Source organism: Viridibacillus sp. d25.2, assembly GCF_055456015.2.
In genome coordinates, this window is the sequence record NZ_CM196652.1 from 1,977,562 (window position 1) to 1,998,721 (window position 21,160).

24 protein-coding genes are annotated in these 21,160 nt (G+C 32.2%); 21 read left to right on the top strand and 3 right to left on the bottom strand.

Annotated features, from left to right (window positions below; all coding sequences use genetic code 11):
• The first annotated feature begins 185 nt into the window (after positions 1-185).
• The 3 genes from ACZLO7_RS10050 to ACZLO7_RS10060 all read left to right on the top strand — a co-directional run bounded on the left by ACZLO7_RS10050 (position 186) and on the right by ACZLO7_RS10060 (position 3,215).
• A complete protein-coding gene (locus ACZLO7_RS10050) occupies positions 186-1,352 on the top strand; it encodes a hypothetical protein (RefSeq protein WP_464940260.1) in 1,167 nt (388 codons plus the stop codon).
• Between the two features lie 334 nt (positions 1,353-1,686).
• The gene (locus ACZLO7_RS10055) at positions 1,687-2,832 is read left to right on the top strand and encodes a WD40 repeat domain-containing protein (protein ID WP_464940236.1); all 1,146 of its coding nucleotides are present in this window, start codon (positions 1,687-1,689) and stop codon (positions 2,830-2,832) included.
• 188 nt (positions 2,833-3,020) lie between these two features.
• Positions 3,021-3,215: a hypothetical protein gene (locus tag ACZLO7_RS10060; RefSeq protein ID WP_464940235.1), complete on the top strand. Its 195-nt coding sequence runs from the start codon at positions 3,021-3,023 to the stop codon at positions 3,213-3,215.
• A gap of 567 nt (positions 3,216-3,782) precedes the next feature.
• Here the strand turns inward: ACZLO7_RS10060 and ACZLO7_RS10065 are convergent.
• Positions 3,783-5,447 carry a ribonuclease J gene (locus tag ACZLO7_RS10065; RefSeq protein WP_464940234.1) on the bottom strand — a complete coding sequence of 555 codons (1,665 nt, stop codon included), beginning with the start codon at positions 5,445-5,447 and terminating at the stop codon, positions 3,783-3,785.
• Between the two features lie 283 nt (positions 5,448-5,730).
• On the opposite strand from ACZLO7_RS10065, the gene ACZLO7_RS10070 reads away from it, so the two are divergent.
• Complete coding sequence (locus tag ACZLO7_RS10070) at positions 5,731-6,255, top strand: hypothetical protein (protein WP_464940233.1); 525 nt, start codon at positions 5,731-5,733, stop codon at positions 6,253-6,255.
• A gap of 432 nt (positions 6,256-6,687) precedes the next feature.
• Complete coding sequence (locus ACZLO7_RS10075) at positions 6,688-6,855, top strand: hypothetical protein (RefSeq protein WP_464940232.1); 168 nt, start codon at positions 6,688-6,690, stop codon at positions 6,853-6,855.
• Between the two features lie 236 nt (positions 6,856-7,091).
• Here ACZLO7_RS10075 and ACZLO7_RS10080 read toward each other — a convergent pair whose 3' ends face one another.
• Positions 7,092-7,514, bottom strand: coding sequence for a hypothetical protein (locus tag ACZLO7_RS10080; protein WP_464940231.1), 423 nt, complete (start codon positions 7,512-7,514; stop codon positions 7,092-7,094).
• Positions 7,515-7,667: 153 nt separating this feature from the next.
• Between ACZLO7_RS10080 and ACZLO7_RS10085 the strand changes: the two genes are divergently transcribed.
• The 13 genes from ACZLO7_RS10085 to ACZLO7_RS10145 all read left to right on the top strand — a co-directional run bounded on the left by ACZLO7_RS10085 (position 7,668) and on the right by ACZLO7_RS10145 (position 18,034).
• The gene (locus ACZLO7_RS10085; RefSeq protein WP_464940230.1) at positions 7,668-7,811 is read left to right on the top strand and encodes a hypothetical protein; all 144 of its coding nucleotides are present in this window, start codon (positions 7,668-7,670) and stop codon (positions 7,809-7,811) included.
• Between the two features lie 620 nt (positions 7,812-8,431).
• Positions 8,432-9,310 (top strand): helix-turn-helix domain-containing protein, encoded by an 879-nt coding sequence (locus ACZLO7_RS10090; RefSeq protein ID WP_464940229.1) that lies wholly within the window; start codon positions 8,432-8,434, stop codon positions 9,308-9,310.
• A 182-nt stretch (positions 9,311-9,492) separates the two neighbouring features.
• Positions 9,493-9,786, top strand: a complete 294-nt coding sequence (locus ACZLO7_RS10095) for a CD3324 family protein (RefSeq protein ID WP_464940228.1) — start codon at positions 9,493-9,495, stop codon at positions 9,784-9,786.
• A 102-nt stretch (positions 9,787-9,888) separates the two neighbouring features.
• Entirely contained in the window at positions 9,889-10,800 is a 912-nt protein-coding gene (locus tag ACZLO7_RS10100; RefSeq protein WP_464940227.1) for a GNAT family N-acetyltransferase, read from the top strand.
• Positions 10,801-11,652: 852 nt separating this feature from the next.
• The gene (locus tag ACZLO7_RS10105) at positions 11,653-12,033 is read left to right on the top strand and encodes a GNAT family N-acetyltransferase (protein ID WP_464940226.1); all 381 of its coding nucleotides are present in this window, start codon (positions 11,653-11,655) and stop codon (positions 12,031-12,033) included.
• Positions 12,034-12,123: 90 nt separating this feature from the next.
• Entirely contained in the window at positions 12,124-12,957 is an 834-nt protein-coding gene (locus ACZLO7_RS10110) for an MBL fold metallo-hydrolase (protein WP_464940225.1), read from the top strand.
• Between the two features lie 237 nt (positions 12,958-13,194).
• Positions 13,195-13,758, top strand: coding sequence for a nucleotidyltransferase family protein (locus tag ACZLO7_RS10115; RefSeq protein WP_464940224.1), 564 nt, complete (start codon positions 13,195-13,197; stop codon positions 13,756-13,758).
• Between the two features lie 121 nt (positions 13,759-13,879).
• Positions 13,880-14,317: an ASCH domain-containing protein gene (locus ACZLO7_RS10120; protein ID WP_464940223.1), complete on the top strand. Its 438-nt coding sequence runs from the start codon at positions 13,880-13,882 to the stop codon at positions 14,315-14,317.
• Positions 14,318-14,350: 33 nt separating this feature from the next.
• On the top strand, positions 14,351-14,755 hold the full coding sequence (locus ACZLO7_RS10125) for an NUDIX hydrolase (protein WP_464940222.1): 405 nt from the start codon (positions 14,351-14,353) through the stop codon (positions 14,753-14,755).
• Between the two features lie 21 nt (positions 14,756-14,776).
• Positions 14,777-15,706, top strand: a complete 930-nt coding sequence (locus tag ACZLO7_RS10130; RefSeq protein ID WP_464940221.1) for a GNAT family N-acetyltransferase — start codon at positions 14,777-14,779, stop codon at positions 15,704-15,706.
• Positions 15,707-16,021: 315 nt separating this feature from the next.
• The gene (locus ACZLO7_RS10135; protein ID WP_464940220.1) at positions 16,022-16,405 is read left to right on the top strand and encodes a hypothetical protein; all 384 of its coding nucleotides are present in this window, start codon (positions 16,022-16,024) and stop codon (positions 16,403-16,405) included.
• 174 nt (positions 16,406-16,579) lie between these two features.
• Entirely contained in the window at positions 16,580-17,413 is an 834-nt protein-coding gene (locus ACZLO7_RS10140; protein WP_464940219.1) for a DUF6612 family protein, read from the top strand.
• A 219-nt stretch (positions 17,414-17,632) separates the two neighbouring features.
• The gene (locus ACZLO7_RS10145) at positions 17,633-18,034 is read left to right on the top strand and encodes a VOC family protein (RefSeq protein ID WP_464940218.1); all 402 of its coding nucleotides are present in this window, start codon (positions 17,633-17,635) and stop codon (positions 18,032-18,034) included.
• A gap of 68 nt (positions 18,035-18,102) precedes the next feature.
• On the opposite strand, the gene ACZLO7_RS10150 is transcribed toward ACZLO7_RS10145, so the two are convergent.
• Entirely contained in the window at positions 18,103-18,585 is a 483-nt protein-coding gene (locus ACZLO7_RS10150; protein WP_464940217.1) for an NUDIX hydrolase, read from the bottom strand.
• A gap of 291 nt (positions 18,586-18,876) precedes the next feature.
• Here ACZLO7_RS10150 and ACZLO7_RS10155 point away from each other — a divergent pair, with 291 nt between their 5' ends.
• The 3 genes from ACZLO7_RS10155 to ACZLO7_RS10165 are packed head-to-tail and all read left to right on the top strand — an operon-like array spanning position 18,877 to position 20,911.
• On the top strand, positions 18,877-19,254 hold the full coding sequence (locus ACZLO7_RS10155) for a GNAT family N-acetyltransferase (protein ID WP_511261418.1): 378 nt from the start codon (positions 18,877-18,879) through the stop codon (positions 19,252-19,254).
• Between the two features lie 37 nt (positions 19,255-19,291).
• Positions 19,292-19,834 (top strand): DJ-1/PfpI family protein, encoded by a 543-nt coding sequence (locus ACZLO7_RS10160; RefSeq protein ID WP_464940216.1) that lies wholly within the window; start codon positions 19,292-19,294, stop codon positions 19,832-19,834.
• A gap of 57 nt (positions 19,835-19,891) precedes the next feature.
• The gene (locus tag ACZLO7_RS10165; RefSeq protein WP_464940215.1) at positions 19,892-20,911 is read left to right on the top strand and encodes a phosphotransferase family protein; all 1,020 of its coding nucleotides are present in this window, start codon (positions 19,892-19,894) and stop codon (positions 20,909-20,911) included.
• The last annotated feature ends 249 nt before the right edge of the window (positions 20,912-21,160 follow it).

Here is a 21,160-nt window from a genome sequence, read left to right on the forward strand (position 1 = left end):
ACCCATTTTCTTACATAAATAAAATTTAGTTATGAAGGAGACTAAAGTTATGGGAATTTCTAAGGTATCTTGTATACATTGTATTTTCTATAATTTTGGGTCTGCACCAAAAGAGTATTAATAAACAAAGGATTTGTAAACCCTTACTCATCATAAGGATTATCGTTTTAGAAAAGGAGTGTATGATGAAAAAGTTTTTAAGAGTAATTCTAATCTTATTGGTGATATTTATAGGAATTATGTTGGGAAGCATAATTTTAAATAAAACATATCATACAGAGTTTAAGTCTTTAAATGAAACGGATCAAAACATGTTAAAAGAATTATCTACTATCTATAAGAGCTTCGAAGAATCGAGTGATAAACTTTGGAATGAAGATTATCATTTCGAAAAAAAGCCATTAGTTCTGATACGTAGTAATAAAGATGGGGGAATCTTTAGACAAGAAGCTTATGCAGTTAATGTAAAGGGATTAGAAAATAGTATTTTTGCAAAAGAAATAAAAGTCCCAAATTCTTTGCATTTACCTAAGGTCTATCGCTTAACTCGTTTTGATTTTAGAACTATTTCTACCTGGATGCCTTGGAACTTTGGGACAATAAATATTAACGATATGGATGTATTTTATTTAAAATATTATACTAAAATGTTTAGTAATCCAGATTTATATTTTGATTTTTCGTCTTTCTTATTACATGAGGCTTTTCATGCTTATAAACAAAAAGATTGGACATATGATGCAAATGGTGGAGAGTCGATTCACGAATATCCGATAAATAAAGAAAATTACGCGTTAATGGGATTAGAATTTAAGCTATTAGATAAAGCAATGATTGATACGAACCCAGAAAGTATCAAACAGGCATTATATGATTGGACAATTGTACGTAATTATCGCTATAAAAAATGGCCTCAATTAATTGGAGAAACAAAAACTGAAGCAATAGAAGGTTCAGCACGATACTTAGAGTATCGTTATAGTAAGTTAACTGGTGGAAATCTTATGGTACTTGCAAAGAAACAGAAGCCATATCATGTTACTTTTATGGAAGCGTTCAACTTCATTGCTGATGGACAGGCAGAATCTCCAAGGTTTTTAGAGCGGAATATGAGATATGAAACTGGTTCAGCTCTTGAATTAAGCATGGATAAAGCGAATATTCCATGGAAAGAAGCTATTGAAGATAGTGCAACTAAACAAGGAAAGACACCATATGAAGTATTAAATACGTACTTTAATATGAATGATACGTCCTCAATTGAAAATAAAATAAAAGAAATTAAAGAGAACAATGACTATGAAACACTTTTAGAACAAGGCGAAAAACTGGTGAAAATAAGTAACGAGTAAAGAAAATATAATTTGAAAAAGAATCTCCTTTAAAGAGCTTATTGAAGGGGATTCTTTTTTTATTTTATAGGTTATAAACATTACCAAAAAACTTGTTTTGATAATTAATTTTGAACCTAACGTAAAATTTAGCTTTATAGTCTAAACAAAAGTAGTGGACCGTTCGATTACTTTTTTACGTCAAGAACCTTACAGTCAAAAAACGTCACATACTTTAGTTATATAAAACTCTAAGGGTATTATTAGTCTAAAGTTTCAGATTACTACTTTCGCTAATGTGATATGATAATAAACGGGGAATTTTCTCCAGTAAAAAGCTAGAGGTGAGTTGTAGATGAAGAAGATCATCAGTTATTTGGTAGTTGTTTTATTTTTATTTTCTTTGGTACCCCCAGTTGCTGATGCAGCAAGTAAGTTTACGATTAATGCGAAGCTTAGTAAAAGTACTCTTATGTACAAAGGTTCTGCTAAAGTTTCCTATAGTGTAAGGAAAAACGGGAAAATCGTAAAGAATCCAAAAGTATCTTTTAGTTTGTCGAACAAGAAGATTGTGACTGTTACTAATAAAGGCATTGTGAAATCTAAAAATGTAGGTAAAGCTTATATTTATGTAAAAGCATATGGTAAAAAAGTTAAATTGCCTGTCACTGTTTCTAGAAAGGTTTGGCATGTTAAAGAGTCGTATATAGGAAGAAAAGTAGATACATCCTTTGACAATAAATATTTTTCAGTAGGCTCAACTCTATTTAATTTAAAAAATGGGGATGTAGTAAAAGAGTTTGGTAAAAATAGAAACACAAAGAATTCTATTTTCTTCTGGAAAAACGGATTAGTTCATTATGATGGTAGTGTTTTTGATTATAAAGATAATAAATTTAATTCTTATGCTAAATATAAAATGTTTGATTTTAAAACTTATTCCCTTTTTGATGTGAAAAATGGGATAGCGTATGCTAGCTATAACAAAATTAATGGAAAAGTTGTGGATTCAGAATTAAATGTGGTTAATATAGCTGATGAAACAGAAAGAATTACTGCGGCACTTTCAGAAGATGGTTCGATTTTAGCTACAGCTTATAATGATAATAATCGTGTTGTTTTAAACGATACAAAAACCGGGGATGTAATAAAGGAATTTACTTTCGATGAAATGGTAACACATATCACTTTTACAAAAAAGAATAATAAATTGTTATTAGTCATCGGAGAAGAAAATCAAAGCGTTTATGCTTTTGATACAAATTCAGGAAAGGTTCTTAAAAAATTCGGAGGACCTTATACCATTTTTGGTGATGTTAAAATCAGTCCTGATGGAACTAGAATCGCTACTTTAGAAGGTAGAGGAATTAAAATATATGATGGTTCCTATAAGTTTTTATATGAAATAAGACTAATTGACAGACATAATATCAATTTCTCTAAAGACAGCAAATATTTAATCGTTGCTGGTGGAGGGGTTTACAAGTATTACGTTAAATAGTGAACACTATCAATCCGATTGCATATGGGAAAGACCGAAAAAACTTTTAAAATAAAAATAAAAGTAGTGGAATAACTTCCGCTACTTTTTTCATTTTTAATCGACCGCCGTTTTAATTTGCCCCAATTTACATTTTATACCTCACTTTATGGTGAAATTATCAAGTGGATTTGAAGGGAGGTATTCGATTGTTTAAAAATGTTTCAAAAAGCCAATTAACACTATCTTTTTCTATGGTTCTTCTCGGCTTTTTACAAGCAATTAATCTCTGGGGAGAAAAAAAAGCCGCATCTTTATTCTTTTTAACTTTTAGTAGTTTACTTTTACTTCTTTCAATTATTGGTCTGATTGTTTATAGGAAACGGCAAATATATAAAAACTAAAGAACTTCAAAGGGTTTCTTTACAATGTGCGGGTAATAACGAAAAAAAGATTGAAGCAATTAGCCCCAATCTTACTTAACATAAAAAACTTGCCCCCGACAACGCTATTTTAGGTAAATCGTAGTCAAACCCGGATTCAGTAGGATATAAAAATACTCAAAACCCATCAACATTCTTACGAGATTGAGGTCTAACTCCAGCAGTCTCCATACATAGACATCAACTGATTTCATAGAACGCCAAATCCTTGTATATCAAGGACTTTGGCATTTTTGTTTTGTCATAGAGTTGCATTTAATATTATTTAGTTGTAGTTAATTTTTGTTGTTCTTATTAGTTTTTATCCGTAAATCATTTGTTTCATAATGTCTCATACAAAAGATTTCGAAGTCATCCTCATCATTTTCTGTGAAAATCAGTAAGTTCTTCTGCTGTCCCATCGTCTAAGAAATAGCCATTATACATTGATCTATCAATATTTACAGGCTTAATGAAAAATGATGCCGACCTTATCTTGAAATAGCGACCTCCACCCTATCAAGATAATTATGTTTTGAGTAAATACAATTAAATTTCAATAATAACAGGCAAAATCATCGGCTTTCTTTTTGTCTGCGCATTTAAATACTGACCTACTGATTTTCTAATCTTTTTCTTCATTTTATTAATACTACCATCCAAAGAATCATTAACGGTTGTTTTAACGATATCGTTCACATTCCTTAGTAGTCCCTCGGAATCTTTTGCGTAGACAAATCCGCGGGAAATAGTGTTAGGTTCTGATACGAGTGTGCCTTCTGTTTTAATGATTGTTACAATAATAACGAGCATACCGTCTTCAGATAGTTGTCTTCGATCTCGTAAAACAATATCCTCTACTTCACCGATACCGATTCCATCAACGTAAGTATCACCAGACGAAACTTTTCGAGTCTGACGAGCTAGTGAATTTTCAATATCCACGACATCCCCATTTTTAATGATGAAGGTGTTCTTTTCCTCAACTCCAACGGACTCAGCTAACAAGCGGTGTAGGTATAACATTCTATACTCACCGTGAATGGGAATAAAATATTTTGGTTTCATTAAGGTTAACATTAGTTTTAAATCCTCTTGATAGCCGTGTCCTGAAACATGCATCCCTGTTTTACTAGCGGATCCATAAATGACTTTGGCCCCCATTTGAAAGAAGCTATCTACTATCCGCGATACATCTTTTTCATTCCCAGGAATAGGGGATGCAGCAAAAATAACCGTGTCATCAGGTAATACTTTTACTTCTCGATGATTGGAAGTGGATAAGCGAGAAAGGGCGGCAAGTGGTTCTCCTTGACTGCCAGTACATAAAATCACGACATCTTCAGGAGGTATATACTTTACATCGCGTGCTTCAATTAGCAAGCCATCTGGTATATCTAAATACCCGCGTTCTAAAGCAACAGATACGACATTCACCATACTACGACCAAGCAGCGCAAGCTTTCGATTTGTTTTTAAGGTTGCATGAACTATTTGCTGAATACGATTTACATTTGAAGCAAAGGTGGAAATAATGATTTTACGCTTAGCTTTCATAAAGGCTGCTTCAATATGTTCGCCTACCAATTGCTCAGATGGAGTAGAGCCAGGACGCTCTGCATTCGTACTCTCAGATATGAGGAGTAATACCCCTTGTGTACCAATTTCGCTCATTTTATGAATATCAGAATATTGATCGTTCATTGGCGTTAAATCAAATTTAAAGTCCCCTGTATGAACGACTTTTCCTTCTGGTGTGTCAAAAACAATGCCTAGGCAATCGGGGATACTATGGCTTGTTCTAAAAAAGCTCACTGCAATTTCACCAAAGTCTAACTTTGAATCTGAGTTGATTTCTACTAATTCTGTAGTCCTAATAAGTTTATGTTCTTTTAATTTCAGTGCAATTAAACCGAGTGTAAAACGACTAGCGTAAATAGGAACATTTAGTTTTTGTAAGAAGTAAGGAATTCCCCCGATATGGTCTTCATGCCCATGTGTGACCACTAAAGCCCTGATTTTCTCTTTATTTTCCTGCAAATAACCGATGTCAGGGATAATCAAATCAATACCCAATAAGCTTTCATCTGGAAATTTAGCACCACAATCGACGATCACAATATCATTTGCGTATTGAATAACATACATATTTTTCCCTATTTCATTAATGCCACCCAAGGCGAAAATGGATAATGTTTTTTCATTTAAAGTCAATATAAAAATCCTCCTACTCAACTACTTCTAATTCTTATTGCTGTGCAATATAGGCTGCTATAGTTACTAGTTTAGACTTCATTCATTAGTATTGCTTTTGGGTCTTTGTTCTATACGAAATTACTTAAGAACGATTTAGTAGAAAAAATAGGCTTTCACCCCTGACTACCTTGGTGACATAAAATTTTAAAGGTTCTTATTCAAATAGGAGTAGAGGTGTTTGGGAATATTTGTCGAACAATTATCTATAAAGGACAATTGATGATTAAAGTGGAGGGATAATGTGAAAAAAGTTTCGATTTTATTATTTATTCTTACGCTGTACGTATCAGGATGTGAAATAAATAGTTTTTCAAAAGAGGGTAGTAATTATAGATCTATGCCTATTGAAATGCCAAGTGACTTTGACTTTATAGTTAAGTTTGGTGTTGGAAAAATGAATGAAATAAATACCTACGAACATACAGTAACAAAGGACTTAATTTCAGATGGAACTGCAACAACAAATTCATCATTTACAACAAGTGAAATGGCAGATATTTATCGAAAAATGAAAGACATAAATATAACAGAAATGGAAGAATTGATCCCTAATAAAAAATGTGCTCAAAAACCCCTTAGTGAAGATGAATGGAAAATCACAATTAGCGGAGAAACTATCACACATCATGTTTCTGGTGAACAGTACTGTCAAACTACCACCGATGAAGCAAAACAACTAATAGAGCTTCGAAATTATGTATTCACTTTAGTTAAAAATAAAGAAGAATATAATAAACTTCCAGAAGCTAACGGTGGATATGAGTAAATATTAACGTACTAATGCGGGCTTATGTTCTATTCTCAAAATAACATCAAGAATATTGATTTAATTTAATATGGCCAAATATTCAAGGAATCTACAATGTTTTTTTAAATTCGGAAAATGCAACGGAGAATACTACGAATAATAGATCTTATGAATCAGTTATGCTAAATACGTAAAAATACATTGAATAGTAAAGGTTCTTTTCCAGAGAGCTCGGATAGGTGAAAGCGAGCATGAACAAATTATTGAACCAAGTCTCAAATCATGGACAGCACCACCTTGAATTAGTCCTTTCACTATAAAGAATGAAATGGATTTTTTTGATCAATTTAAAAGAAGGCATGTACAAAAAAATAAGACACTAAATAGTGATTACATACTCAACGCACTTAAAAATCATGAAATAAAAAGAAAACTTTCAGATGGATCAACTTGAACAACACAAACAAGACTGCTCTAACTAATATTTTCAATTTATATGGAAGTGCTACTATTGCCCTTGCATTTTCATCTGTTTTATCCGGGGGTGCTTTAATTGTATTAGATATTGTTGGTCTTCTTTCAACTGCTGAACGTCAATCAACTTATAACGATGTGTAACGATGCTACAAACGGCTATATTGAGCTTTTAAAAACACGCAAAATGCTCACAGAATTAAAAGCTGTTAAAGTAAACTTTACGATTAAAACTAACGTTATCCGTTTTGGTACAAACAACGAAATGGGCTATTTTAGATCTGTTACAGTCCACTGGTACGAACTTAAAAATGGCACTAAAAATTATGTAATGCATAATAAAAAAGGCGCTTACTCCTCCCGGTAAGTGCCTTTTTTCATTATTTTGTAGCGTTTTTTAAAATATCAAAAAAACCATTATCATTTACCATTAGATATTTTTTGTTCGAATCATTCACATATACAAATTTATTAGATGTATCTACAAACAAACCATAACGCCCATATGCTGAAATCTTTATTTCGTAATCCGGATGTATAGCCTCATTATCCTTCAATTCTTTAAACCCCGCATTTTCAAAAGCCTGTAAAAGTTCTTTTTGTGTTTCTTCCGGAATTTCAGTTGTTTTCAGCGAATTCGAACTTGTAGCCTCTATAAGCGAGTCTTTATCATTAAAATCAGCATTTTCAAGTAAATCCGTTGCAGCTAGAGTTGTAGACTTGTATTGTCCATACGTGTACCAACCTATCCCAACCAAAACAACCAGAACTATAGTTATTACAAAAGATTTTCTTTTACGCAATTAAATTCCTCCTTGTTTTCCCTTTTTCTCTTTTACTAATAATAGCGAAATCTCCCTTAAATGTATAAAAACTTATCGGAAATAGGTTGTAATTTTCGACGCAAATATCCCTTTATATAATGAGATATTAAAAATAACTAGGAGGTTTTGAGGTTGGATGAAACGTTTCAAGCGATTTCTATAGTCGGATTCCCGATTGTCGCATTTTTTCTCGCCTTTTGGAAGTTTGATAAATCGTTAGGATTACTAACAGTAGCCGTCAATAACAACACACAAGCTGTGCGATTATTGTTATAAAAAGAAGATAATCTGAAAAAATAATTTTTTATTTGCATTTACAACAAAATATTTACCATATTCAAGAAATTGCGTATTTTTTCGATGAGATAAGAACGTATGTTTTGTTTTTTCACGCCCTTAAATAGAACGTATGTTTTAATCATGGTAGGCGAAGGTGGTATTTTCATTGTAAAATCGATTACTAGAAACATTTTTATCCGACACTAAAAACCAAAAAGGTGTGAATCGGAAAGAATGAAAAACTCAGAAAAACGATAAAACTAGTTGATTGGAGTGCAGGCGGCGACTCCTTGGGGAACAAGCGAACATCTTGAGACCCCGCAGGAGCGCTAGCGACGAGGAGGCTCAAGGTTCGTCCCCAGGAAAGCGTCCGCCGGAACGGAGATTAACGGCATCGGAGAAAAGCCATTGCTAAAATCCCCACTCCAAATCACTGTACTTACTGGTTCCATTTTAAAAGATAGATGTAGTTACACCTTATTTTCTAAGTATTTTACCTTAAAATTATTTACAAATGTTGTATAATTTGAATGAAAAGTTACTAAACAGTTATATTTAGCAATATTTATCAAAAAAACTTTCTCAATATTCGGTATGATGATTTCGAGGTGAGCAAGATGTATTACAGCGAAGTAACGCAAAAAATAATTTCTTATATCGAGAGTAATCTGACAGAAGAAATTCAACTTGATACTTTCCCTTCTGTTATCGGTTATTCGAAATATCATTTATTGCGGATTTTTAAACAAGAAACAGGGAAGTCGATTGGGGAATATATTCGTTTACGCCGAACAGCGATGGCTGCAACGCTTCTATTACACACAGATGAATCAATTTTAACGATTGCTTTCCTAGTTCAATTTCAATCTCAAGAGGCTTTTACAAGAGCATTTAAAGACGTATATTGCTTGCCACCTGGGAAGTATCGAAAGCTAATGCAGGCAGTACAAATGATGGAGGAGGAGAAAACGATGAATACAAGCGAACATATTAAAGGGTGGAGCTTAAGTGGCTCTAATCCAGAGTTGTATGACTTTGTAATAGACGGAGATGTATTTCACTCAGGGACAAAATCAGGGTTACTTTTTGCAAAAGGTGAAGCAGGAACACAGCAGTTTGCAACAATCATGCAAGGCTTTCAAGCACATGATTACAAAGGAAAGCGATTAAAGCTTTCGTGCTTTTTAAAAACAGAAAACGTTACAAAATGTGGTGCATGGCTTCGAATTGATAACACTTCTGGCGATACCATTCAGTTTGATAATATGGATAATCGCTCCATTCAAGGGACAACTGATTGGAATCATTATTCAATTATTTTAGATATTCCAGAAGAAAGTGCCTCCATTCACTTTGGCGTTTTACTTATTGGTACTGGGAAAGTATGGGCAGATGGCTTTCGTTTTGAAGAAGTGAACGAAAAAGTAGCTACAACAAATATGCTTTCACAAGAGCATTTTCCAAAACAACCGAGTAATTTGGATTTTAGTGAGTAATATATGATAAGATATGGATAATAATTGAAGTGAATAATAAATAGAGAAAATAAAAGGAGGGAAGAAATTTATGAGAAGAGAAGTTATTAATTTTGCATAGTAAAGGCTATTGCAAAATAATAAAAACGAATAAATAGCCTTTGCTATTCCTAAAAGAACTATTAAGATTTAGGAGTGCAAATATGAGCTATAAAAGAGCAAATAAACTTCTGCCAGCAGAGTTGGTAGAGTTAATACAGAAATATGTTGATGGTGAATATATTTATATCCCAAGAAAAGAAGAAAATAAAAAGTCTTGGGGAACAGATACTGCTACAAGGAGAGAATTAGATACAAGGAATTCTAATATCTACAACGATTTCTTATCGGGAATAGATACTACTACTTTAGCGGGAAAATATTATTTATCATCAAAAAGTATTCAAAGAATCTTACTAAAAGAAAAGAAAGCAAATGATAAGTCAATGTGGTTATAAACTACATTGGCTTATTTTCTTTTATGAAAAAAGAATGAGGTTTTTTCCAGTTATGTAATCAAGATATAATTTATTTAGATAAGCGGCAGGAGGAAAATGGAATTGAAAAACGTAATATTAAATGGTAAAAACTACAAAATGATATCACGCTATCAGCATGATAATGAGCTAAGGCAAAGTTTTAATTTACTAACACAACAAACTTATAATTTCAATTTTGAGAAGTGGTATAAGAGTGGATATTGGAAAGAAAATTGCATTCTATATTCTCTGTTAGATAACGATAAAATGGTTTCTCACATTACAGTCAATGCTATTGATTTTATCGTCTTAGGGGAGAAAAAACGATTTGTTCAGTTTGGTACAGTAATGACAGATGAACATTACCGCAACCAAGGCCTAAGCCGAGTTCTTATGGAAACTGTTATGGATGAGTGGAAAGATAGATGTGATATGTTCTATCTTTTCGCCAATGACAGCGTTCTTGATTTTTATCCTAAGTTTGGATTTGTACCTGTAGAGGAATATGAAGCTTCAACAAGAATCTCAAAAATCGAAAGTCCTTATTCTGTCCGAAAAATGGACATCGATAATGTTAGCGATATTAATCTGCTTTATGAAACAGCAATGAATACTGAAGCACAATTTGCACTTTCAATGGTAGATAACGCTGGGCTAGTCATGTTCTATTGTAACTACTTTGAATTGTTCAGTTTTAGGGAAAACCTTTTCTATATACAAGACTTGAACGCAATTGCTATAGCAGACTACGAAGAAGACAAGTTAATCTTATATGATATTCTGGCAAACGAAAAAATAAAAATTGAAGATGTACTAAATACCTTGGCAACAGAACAGACAAAGAGTGCAATACTTAAATTTATACCAATCAACAGCGAAAATTATGAAGTAACTCTTTTGAAAGAAGATGATTCTACACTTATGGTAATGGGTGATGAAGGTGAACTATTTAAAAATAATAAGCTGATGTTCCCGATTTTATCTCATACCTGAAAATAACTAAGGTTTTTGAATAATAGGAGAGCCTGTTTTGATCTACTCAGCGCTTGAATTAACTCATTCAGAGGATGATTCGACCTACTCGAAGAAGTATTTAACCTACTGGAGAAATTAGAAAACTGATTTGATCTACTCAGCACTTGAATTAACTCATTCAGAAGATGATTCGACCTACTCGAAGAAGTATTTAACCTACTGGAGAAATTAGAAAACTGATTTGATCTACTCAGCGCTTGAATTAACTCATTCAGAGGATGATTCGACCTACTCGAAGAAGTATTTAACCTACTGGAGAAATTAGAAAACTGATTTGATCTACTCAGCGCTTGAATTAACTCATTCAGAAGATGATTCGACCTACTCGAAGAAGTATTTAACCTACTGGAGAAATTAGAAAACTGATTTGATCTACTCAGCACTTGAATTAACTCATTCAGAAGATGATTCGACCTACTCGAAGAAGTATTTAACCTACTGGAGAAATTAGAAAACTGATTTGATCTACTCAGCGCTTGATTTAACTCATTCAGAGGATGATTTAACCTACTCGAACATATAGAAACAAGTTTTAACCAATTTAGCACTTCGTGTGAATAATGATATCTAGATAGAATAATAGCTATAAGTTATTTGCTAAAATTAAATATTTTCTGGGGGAAAAAAAGTGGATTTTACAAAGATATTTAAAGAATTTCCAGTGATAGAAACTCAAAAAATTCGTTTAAGAAAGTTAAGATTGGAAGATGCACCCACGTTATTAAAATATTATTCAAATGAAAATGTATATCGAAATCTTGATTGGAATGGACCAGAAACATTAGATAGAAGTTATGAAGTTATCAAATTATGGAACAAAGGCTATGTGCAGGCTGGATTATTCGTTTTGCAATTGCAGACAAAGTCACAGATGAAATTATTGGAACAATATTTTTAAGTGAATTTGAAGGGAAAAGGGCTGAAATTGGCTATGAACTATCAGAACAATATTGGCGTCGTGGAATAATGTCCGAAGCAGTACATGAGGTTTTATCAATAGGGTTTAACCATTTAGGCTTAGTAAGAATCCAGGCATTGGTTAGTGATGAAAATATAGCTTCAGAGGTGTTATTAAAAAAATTCCACTTCAAAGAAGAAGGTTATTTAAGGAAGTTTGAATGCCATAGTGTTACCGGAGAATGTAAGGATATGTGGTTATATAGTTTGTTAAATACAGAGTTTCAAAGCTGAGAGATGATTTTTATATGGTATAAATCTCATTACATATCGACTGAAATTGTTCTATAAAACTTCAAAAACGAGTGAGGAGTAGTGAAATTAATGTTAGAAAAAATAACTGATAGAATTTACTATATGAAAAATAGTGATGAAACAGATAGACCGGTGTTAGGTCTTGTAATAGGTGATGAATCTTGTCTAATTGTTGACGCTGGAAATTCACCCAAACATGCTAAGGAATTTAAAAGTGAAATAGATAAAATGGACTTGCCTCCTGTTAAATTTTTGGTTTTAACACATCATCACTGGGATCATACTTTTGGTATAACAGAATGGGATGTGCTTTCAATTGCTAATAACAAAACAAGCAATTATTTGAATATGTATCGTGGGATTAAATATGATGATAAATCATTAGAATTAGCAAAAAGTAAGGGTGTATTTAATGATTTTTCAATAGGATGTATTAAGGCAGAAATTGAGGACAGAGAGAATTTTTTACCAAAAAATGTGAATCTATCTTTTGATGGTGAAATGAAAATCGACTTAGGTGGAATTACGTGTGAAATACGGCAAATTGTAAGTCCTCACACAGACGATTCAACAATTATATATATTCCTGAAGAGAAAACTTTATTTTTAGGTGATTGTATTTATGGTCGAACGATTGAAGGGTATAACCATTTTGATGATAAATTATTATTTCCAATGATACAAATAATTGAAGAGTATGATGCTAAATACTATGTTTGTTCACATGAGTCAGTTTGCAGTAGAGAAGAAATGGTATCTTATTGGGAACAATTAAATATTAGTTTTGATATTGCAAATAAATGCTCAAGCTTAGAAGAGGGAGTAGTAGAATACAAAAAGCGCTTTGATTTAGAACCTTCAAATGATATGGTCTTTTTCTTGAAAAGTTTCGCTCTTAGATAAAGAAACTAATAGTTATCCTCTCCACGTTTACTCATCAAAGGTAACTAGATTCTACTAAATTTTTTAAAACTTGAAATCTCTTATTATGTTTCTTAATTTGACTTACAAGGGATTTATTAGTAATAATAAACTGAAGATTGCTAACAGATTAAAAATTCAATTAACTACTGTGGGATATGCTATTCCTAGGATTGAGTATTTCCGATTTTTAATATATAGAGAGGAAGTGTAATCTAGTTGTTTTTACAATCTGAGAGTGATCTTATAAAAACTATCGAAGAAGATACATGGATGATGGAGATTTTACAAGCTGTCGAACAATTGAAATTACCTGATTGTTGGGTTTGTGCGGGTTTTGTTCGGAGTAAAGTTTGGGACCTACTATATGATTATAAAGAAAGAACGCCATTAGCAGATATTGACGTCATTTACTACAATGCTGAAAAAGTGGATAAACAAATAGAGAAGGTTCTCGAACAGCAATTGTTTAGTATGATGCCAGATGAGCCTTGGTCAGTAAAAAATCAAGCCCGAATGCATGTACTAAATGGGGCAGTACCCTATATTTCCTCTAAAGATGGAATGGCTCAGTTTCCAGAAATACCTACAGCTATTGGCGTGCGCTTAAACAACTCCAAGGTTGAGTTGTGCGCACCATATGGGGTAGAGGAATTGCTATCTTGTATAGTAAAACCAACGCCAAAATTTGAGAAAGGCAAGTCCATACATAATATTTATGTGAAAAGAATTGAATCGAAAAATTGGAAAAAAATTTGGCCCAAATTAACGCTAAGGTACTAAATTGTCTAATTATAAGAAGAACTAACATATTATGCTTGTTCAACCTTTAATAAATAGTTTTTAAATCAGGTTTATAAATGGAAATTGCAATCTATTAAATGGAAATACTGGAGGTTTTATAATGAATAAAGAAGCACAAAACTATTGGAATGAGTATTGGGCAGATCAGGTCAAGCCAACATCAGTAAGTGCTTGGAAGTTCGGAGATACGACAGATAGACTTGCCAAACAAGTAGTTAGCGGGGTTAAAACAGCAACATGTTCGGGCCACGTTTTCTACGAGTTAGAAAATATGTCACTACCTAAGGCTGATGAGTACGGCATTATTTTAAATAGCGAAGAGCAGCCTGTTGCAATTGTCAAAACAGTTGAAGTTTCAGTAATACCTATGGATGAAGTAACGGAAGAATTTGCAATTGCTGAAGGTGATGGTACATATGAAAATTGGAGAGATATACACGTAAAGTACTTTAGTGCGGAATTACAGAAATATGGCATAACATTTACAGAGGATATGCTTCTTGTCTGTGAGAGATTCAAACTTATTGATATAAAATAGGGTGTAATGCTTCTAATTAAGAAAGGAGATCCTATGACAGTAAAATTTATTATGACTTCTGGAGCGGTTGTGATTAATAGTGAAAATAAAATATTGTTAAAAAGAGATCCTGAAAGAGGTTGGGAATTGCCTGGAGGTCAATTGGAAGAGTATGAAATGATTAAAGAAACTGTAATAAGAGAAGTTAAAGAAGAGACGGGCATAGATATCAAACTAATAAAATTTTGCGGAATATCTCAGGAGTTGAATAAGGGAATCTGTAATTTTTGGTGGTTAGCAACGCCTGTAAGTACAGGATTTCGAACGAGTTCTGAAAGTATAGAAGTTGGCTACTATGATGCAAAAGATGCTCTATTACTTATAAAAAACGAAGACTTTAGAAAAGAGCTTATGCATTGTTTGAATAACGAGGGAGAGCCTTTCTTTCTATCTTTTTAAAATAAAAAGGAGCACTTTTAAATGTCCATATTAACAATAGAAAAAGCAACAATTAATGATGCAGAGATATTAACGGAAATTAAGAAAAGGACTTTTGATGAAGAAGCAAAAAAGTGGTTGTCAGAAGATGAGGAGAATGTAGATTTTAATATTCAGCCTCCAGGATATTCATCTATTGAAATGAACAAATATATGATTAAAGAGTTGAATTATTATAAGTTGATATTTGATGAAATAATCGTTGGAGGTATCATTGTTACAGTATCAGGGAAATCTTTTGGGAGAATAGACCGTATATTCGTAGACCCTATTTATCAAGGTAGAGGATTTGGTTCAAGAGCGATAAATTTAGTGGAAAAAGAGTTTTTAGATGTAAGGAAATGGGAACTAGAAACATCTAGCAGGCAAATCAATAATCACTACTTTTATAAAAAGATGGGTTATAAAATAAGATTCGAAACTAAAGATGAATATTATTATATAAAACAAATAGAAACATCAGTAGCTAAAGAAAAAATAGTTGAAAATAAAGAACTTTCAAGTATTCAGTACGACAATTGTGATATGACTAAAGCCGAGTATTATCAAGTGAATTTGAAAGGTAGTTCATTTAGTAATAGTAATTTGATGAATTCCTATATTAACAATTGTAACCTCAGCCATTCAAAGTTCCAAAATATTAATTTTAAAAATACGCTTATTGCTGATTTAAATCTAGCAAATAGCGATATTATGTTGGCATCTTTAGGCGGAGTTCGTTTTTTAGACACAGATCTTGGGACAGAAAATAATCCTATATTATTTGAGAGGTGTGATTTGAAAAGTAGTAAATTAAGGTTTTGCAATCTCAGAGATGTAGAAATACAGGATAGTGATATAACAGGCATGAAAATAGATAACATCCCAGTCGAAAAACTACTTGAAGCATATTATCAAGTAAACGAAGAATAATTGAGTTTATTAGAGAAAGTCGTTAACCAACCATAATAATTACGTAAAATGAACATTTTTTTAACTCTTTACATACAATGTTGAATGTTCTTTTTTGATTAGGAATTGGATTGATTTAATCTTGATATCCTTTTGTAGAGATATCGAAAGTTGTGAAAATGACAGGAGCAACGAATTTAAATGCTGAATTTACAGAAGGAATGATTCCGATTTGTGTGATAAACTTAGTCTAATAAATATAAATATAAGTCATTCGTGTTATTGCATTAGACAGTGAATAAAGATATTGGAATGAATATCTGAAAGGAATTGATCATGTTGTTGTCACAAAAACTATTCGTAGCAACCTTAACTGCCATGTTCACTTTTTTTATTCTTCCGTTATTTTTTATTGGAGAAAATGCTAATGACTTTTTCATCATTGGGTTGGTTGTCAGTTCTATGACAATTCCTTTCATTTTCACATTTGGATTACTTTCCACAATGCTTATAGAAAAAATTTGTCATAAACATCAATTTAAGAAAACGATCAGTTTCTTGCTTCATCTAGTTAGTGGAGTAATATGTTTAATGATTTTCGTAGTCTATATTTTCATCACAGGTGGTTCACCCGAAGTCTACATCCAAATGGGATTAATGATTGCATTAATTTGTACAACAGTTTTTTTAAGTATTGAAATTGTAATGAATAATATATAAAAAGTAGTAGATTTACTATAAAAATCAGAAATATATTTATTTACATAGTTTAGTAAACTGTTGAAACTTTTTATTTTTTGTCGTATTATACTATCAATAGATAATTTTAACAAATTTTACTTTAAGGTAAAATGTGTTAATGTCTATTTAAAAGTAAAAAGGTGGGATTTTGTAATGAAAAAATGGTTTTTGCCAATCGTAATGCTTCTAGCAGTTGCAGTACTTGGCGCATGTAATGCAAATCAAAAAGTTGGAGATTCAGATGTAACAGCAAAAGAGCTTTATGAAAAAACGTTAAAGAACCAAGAATCTTTGAAAAGCTACTCTGCAGCAGGTGATATTAAGTATAATATGGCTTTCAAAAACGAAGGGAAAGAAGTGTCTATTGATGCTGTAAGTGATTTGAAAATGGATATTGTTGCTGATCCTCTTAGTTCATATTTTACTTCAACGACTAAGATGAAAAATATAGGTGAAGAAGATGCAATGGATATCAAAATGGAAGGCTATATGACAGATAAAGGCTTCTATATGAAAGAATCGACAATGAATCAATGGATGAAGATGCCAAAAGAACAATACGATGTAGTTTTAGGTTCTTATAAAGAGCAATCGGATCCTTCTGAACAATTAAAAAAACTGAGTGAATTTGTAGAAGACTTTAAAGTTGATACTGAAGGTGACAAATATGTATTAACACTAAAAGCTGAAGGTGAGAAATTTACGAAGTTCATGAAAACTGAAGTAGAAGCTCAACTTGCTCAAATGTCACAAGGTGCTGAAACGCCACCACTTGATGACATGAAATTTGAAAATGTTGAATATGTAATTAATATTGACAAAGACTACAATATTGAGAATATGAAAACAATTATGAATATCTCGATGAAAGTAGAAGGCAATGAAATGAAGATGAAAACAAACACTGACTTAAAACTTAGCAACTTCAACAGTGTTAAACCAATTACAGTACCTAAAGAAGTAACTGAAAAAGCTAAAGAAATGTAATAAAAATCGGTTGTAGCTGAAAAGCTATGACCTTTTTTTTATAAGTGTATATATGGGCCTTTAGATTAGATAGTTCTAATTAATTATTCATTTAATAGTGGCCATGGATTTAAGTTAAGAAATCTGCACGATCCTGTTTAACAAATAGAATTGTTTATAAGAGAGGGAAAATATAACCTTTGTAGAAATACATAATAATTCTAAATAGGAGGGATTTATTTGTTTTTTGAAATGACAATGCAAATTCGTGTTACTAATATTAAAGAAGGACATAAGTGGTACAAAACTTTACTAAATAAGGAACCAGATATTATACCACATGAAGGATTTGTAGAGTGGGAGATAATCCCTGGCTGTTGGTTACAAGTTGCAGAAGGAATACCTTCTGAAGATAGTGGGCCTTTACGATTGGCAGTAAAAGATATTGAAGCAGAACAAAAAAGAATAATGAAAGAATTGAAAGTCGAGCATTTCGAAATATACTCACGTGAGGAAGTAAATGCGAAATGGGGGACTTTTAAAGATCCTTGGGGTAATAAACTGGGTTTCTTTGAATACTTGGATAAGAAAGAACAAAATGAACGTATTAATACTATTTTAGGGTTAACAGAGGTATTATAGTAAGTTTAAACATTAATAGAAAGAGGTCATTGCGAATTGGCTATGACCGTTTTTTTATTTAAACTTCTCTATACAGTCCTGTTCAGCTTGATTTCAAACTCAGGATTAGTGATATATTCCATATAATTAATATTTCCATCGAAATTTAAATAGGCTTTATAACGAGTTCGATAAGCAGTTTGCGTAATAAATTTTAACACTTGATCCTTAGCAACCCAGCAACTTTCTGATGTTTCCTCTGAAACAGTTAATTCACCGCCAACAGGTTTGCAACAATAATCTAGCATTAATTTTGTAGGAACATCAGTGATTCCGTCGTACCATTTATGTGTGCTTGTATTTGAGTAAACACCAATTAAATTTGATACAGTAATGTCAATTCCACTTTCTTCTTTTACTTCTCTAATTAATGCATCTATTAGATTCTCTCCAACTTCCACTTGCCCACCCGGAAAAACCCAGCCCCCATGATGTGTCTTAACTAAAAGAATATTGCCATTTTCATCTTCAACAATTCCACCTACAGCAACAATATGTGTTGGCATTTCCACTTGAATTCCCCCTAATAAAAAAAGACTCTATCGCAACTTCCAAACACTATTATATATAGAAAATTTGTAATTGTATAACTGAAAGATAGAATATTTCCATAAATTACTAATAGTTTGTTTATATTTTACAATTTTTAATGTAAAATTCAAGATAAGGAAATAATTCTAATAAAAGCATGATTCTGAAAAGTTACTCTAAGACAAAAATAGTTGAGGTGAACAAAGCTGAAATACCAAATAGAAATATCTCTAGATAAGAATGAAGATTTTTCAAACTTTTTAAATAACAAAATAAAAGAGTTTAACAATGAACACTCCATACACCATAAAGAAGTAAGAAAAGATGGTGCTAGGCAACCTATCAATATAATTGTGTCAAATGATCAGCAACAATGGATTGGTGGTATATCTGCCGAAGTGTATTGGAATTGGGTTGAGATTAATAATTTTTGGTTTAGTGAAGAATTTAGAGGAAAAGGTATAGGTAGCGAATTACTAGATAAAACAGAAAAACTGGCGATTGACGAGGGTGCGGAAAAGGCATTATTAACAACATATGACTTTCAGGCACGCTCGTTCTATGAGTTGAAAGGATATAAAGTTGTAGGTGAAATCAAGGATTACCCACCTGGTAGTAGCTACTATACAATGGTGAAAATACTTATTTAATAGAGTTTTAAAGAATAGAATAGAGGTGTGTTTAAAAATGAAAAAGACCGCGGTTTTATTATATCCACAATTTAGTGAGTATGAATTAACGACGGCGTTATCTATCTTAATGCAAGGTGGAAAATCAATTTCAGTAATATCATTAACAAAAGAAGGTGTAAAAGGGGAGGCAAGTCTAACCTGTGTTGCTGACGAAACAATAGATCAAGTAAACTACCAAGACTTCGATAGCCTTTTATTAACTGGGTGTATGGACATTGCTAGTGTCGTTGAAAATGAACAATATATTAATTTTATTCAGAAGATTGCTGACCAAGAAAACTTTGTTATTGCAAGTATTTCAAGCTCACCGATGTTACTAGCAAAAGCGGGGTTGTTAAAGGGGAAGAAATACACAATTGGATTGCTTGAAGAGCATAGAGAGCAATGCGGTTTATTTAATGATGCGAACTATGTTGAAGATTTAGTCGTACAAGATGGCAATATAATAACAGCTAGGGGTTCTGGCTTTATAAAGTGGGGAGTTCTATTTGGCGAAGCGGTTAAAGTTGATTTCGAAGAGTCGTGGTATGGAAAATAAATTATTATTTTGATAAAGCATGTTTGCTTTGATTTTAAATATGGTGGAGGCTGATTTATGACAACAAAAATACTCTTCGCATCCAATAAATTAGGCGATATTAAGAATGAGCAATTACAACAAATGCTAAATCAACACAATTTAGGTGAACTTATTTCTGCGAAAAGAACAGATAATGGTGCAATGGGACAAACAATGTTTGTTCATTCCTCAAAAGGAGATTTTGTGTTAAAGGGCAATCCACTATTTCCCGGGCAATTGAAAGAAGAACAATTTTTTGTGAATAATATCTCGAAATGTATTAATATATCTGTTCCAACGCCGTATATCATAGATAGTTCTAAATCTATTTTTGGGTGGAGTTATGCTATTATGCCAAAACTTAGAGGAAAGCATCTTAACGACATAGAAGTAGCTAATGAGTTAATAAATGACGATAAAGAGCAGATAGCAGAAATTATAGCGAACACTCTATCGCTATTAAATAGTTGGAGCGTAGATATATGTGGAGAGTATGATTCAAAAACGAATAGCTTAAAGGCGTTCGAAGAGGGTTATACAATTTGGCTTTTTAATAGAATACGTTATTGGTTAAAAGATGCTGGAAAATATTCTGAAATAACATTTTGTGATATAAAATGGGTTGATGATGTTTTACAACATGCTAAAGATGCTTTTGATCAATTCGATACACCAACATTTGTAATGGGTGATTTTAAGCCAGGTAATTTCTTAGTTCTTTATGAAGGGCAAGAGTGGAAAATAAGTGGTGTATTTGATTTTACTAATGCCTATTTTGGTGATCCCTTAGCGGATTTGATAAAGATTTTAATAATTTATATCGATAACGATGAATTACATGAGGCAAAGTACTTTATAAAAGTATATATGGCTGATACTGATAACAAAGAACAAATCACAGAACGTTTAAAAGTACATATGCTTATGCAACGGATATTAGATTGGGGCTGTGCAAAGGCTATCGGTGCAGTTACTTGGGATGAAAATATGGCATTTTCTGTTTGGGCACAGCCATATATGAAAACGATTGATGAGATTATTAGAGAAATCGAATGATGAGAATTCATATAGTCAGGATATCACTAGCACTTGTTATTACTAGTAAATAATGATTAAAATATTCTGTTTGTGTATAGGTAATATAGTTCATTTAATTTAATGTGTAAAACTAAGGGAGATGCTATATATGAGTACAGCACCTCTCTTGAAAGTTCTTTAATTAGAGGGTGAAAATATGCTATGGTTTAAAAATGGGTAATAAAGTAGTTTTTTCTCGTCTATTCTTTCGATAAAGACCCAAAAATA

Coding starts and splice junctions, on each gene's coding strand:
- ACZLO7_RS10050 (WP_464940260.1), top strand. CDS start 186: ATGAAAAAGTTTTTAAGAGTAATTCTAATCTTATTGGTGATATTTATA.
- ACZLO7_RS10055 (WP_464940236.1), top strand. CDS start 1,687: ATGAAGAAGATCATCAGTTATTTGGTAGTTGTTTTATTTTTATTTTCT.
- ACZLO7_RS10090 (WP_464940229.1), top strand. CDS start 8,432: ATGTATTACAGCGAAGTAACGCAAAAAATAATTTCTTATATCGAGAGT.
- ACZLO7_RS10095 (WP_464940228.1), top strand. CDS start 9,493: ATGAGCTATAAAAGAGCAAATAAACTTCTGCCAGCAGAGTTGGTAGAG.
- ACZLO7_RS10105 (WP_464940226.1), top strand. CDS start 11,653: ATGGAACAAAGGCTATGTGCAGGCTGGATTATTCGTTTTGCAATTGCA.
- ACZLO7_RS10110 (WP_464940225.1), top strand. CDS start 12,124: ATGTTAGAAAAAATAACTGATAGAATTTACTATATGAAAAATAGTGAT.
- ACZLO7_RS10120 (WP_464940223.1), top strand. CDS start 13,880: ATGAATAAAGAAGCACAAAACTATTGGAATGAGTATTGGGCAGATCAG.
- ACZLO7_RS10125 (WP_464940222.1), top strand. CDS start 14,351: ATGACAGTAAAATTTATTATGACTTCTGGAGCGGTTGTGATTAATAGT.
- ACZLO7_RS10130 (WP_464940221.1), top strand. CDS start 14,777: ATGTCCATATTAACAATAGAAAAAGCAACAATTAATGATGCAGAGATA.
- ACZLO7_RS10135 (WP_464940220.1), top strand. CDS start 16,022: ATGTTGTTGTCACAAAAACTATTCGTAGCAACCTTAACTGCCATGTTC.
- ACZLO7_RS10140 (WP_464940219.1), top strand. CDS start 16,580: ATGAAAAAATGGTTTTTGCCAATCGTAATGCTTCTAGCAGTTGCAGTA.
- ACZLO7_RS10160 (WP_464940216.1), top strand. CDS start 19,292: ATGAAAAAGACCGCGGTTTTATTATATCCACAATTTAGTGAGTATGAA.
- ACZLO7_RS10165 (WP_464940215.1), top strand. CDS start 19,892: ATGACAACAAAAATACTCTTCGCATCCAATAAATTAGGCGATATTAAG.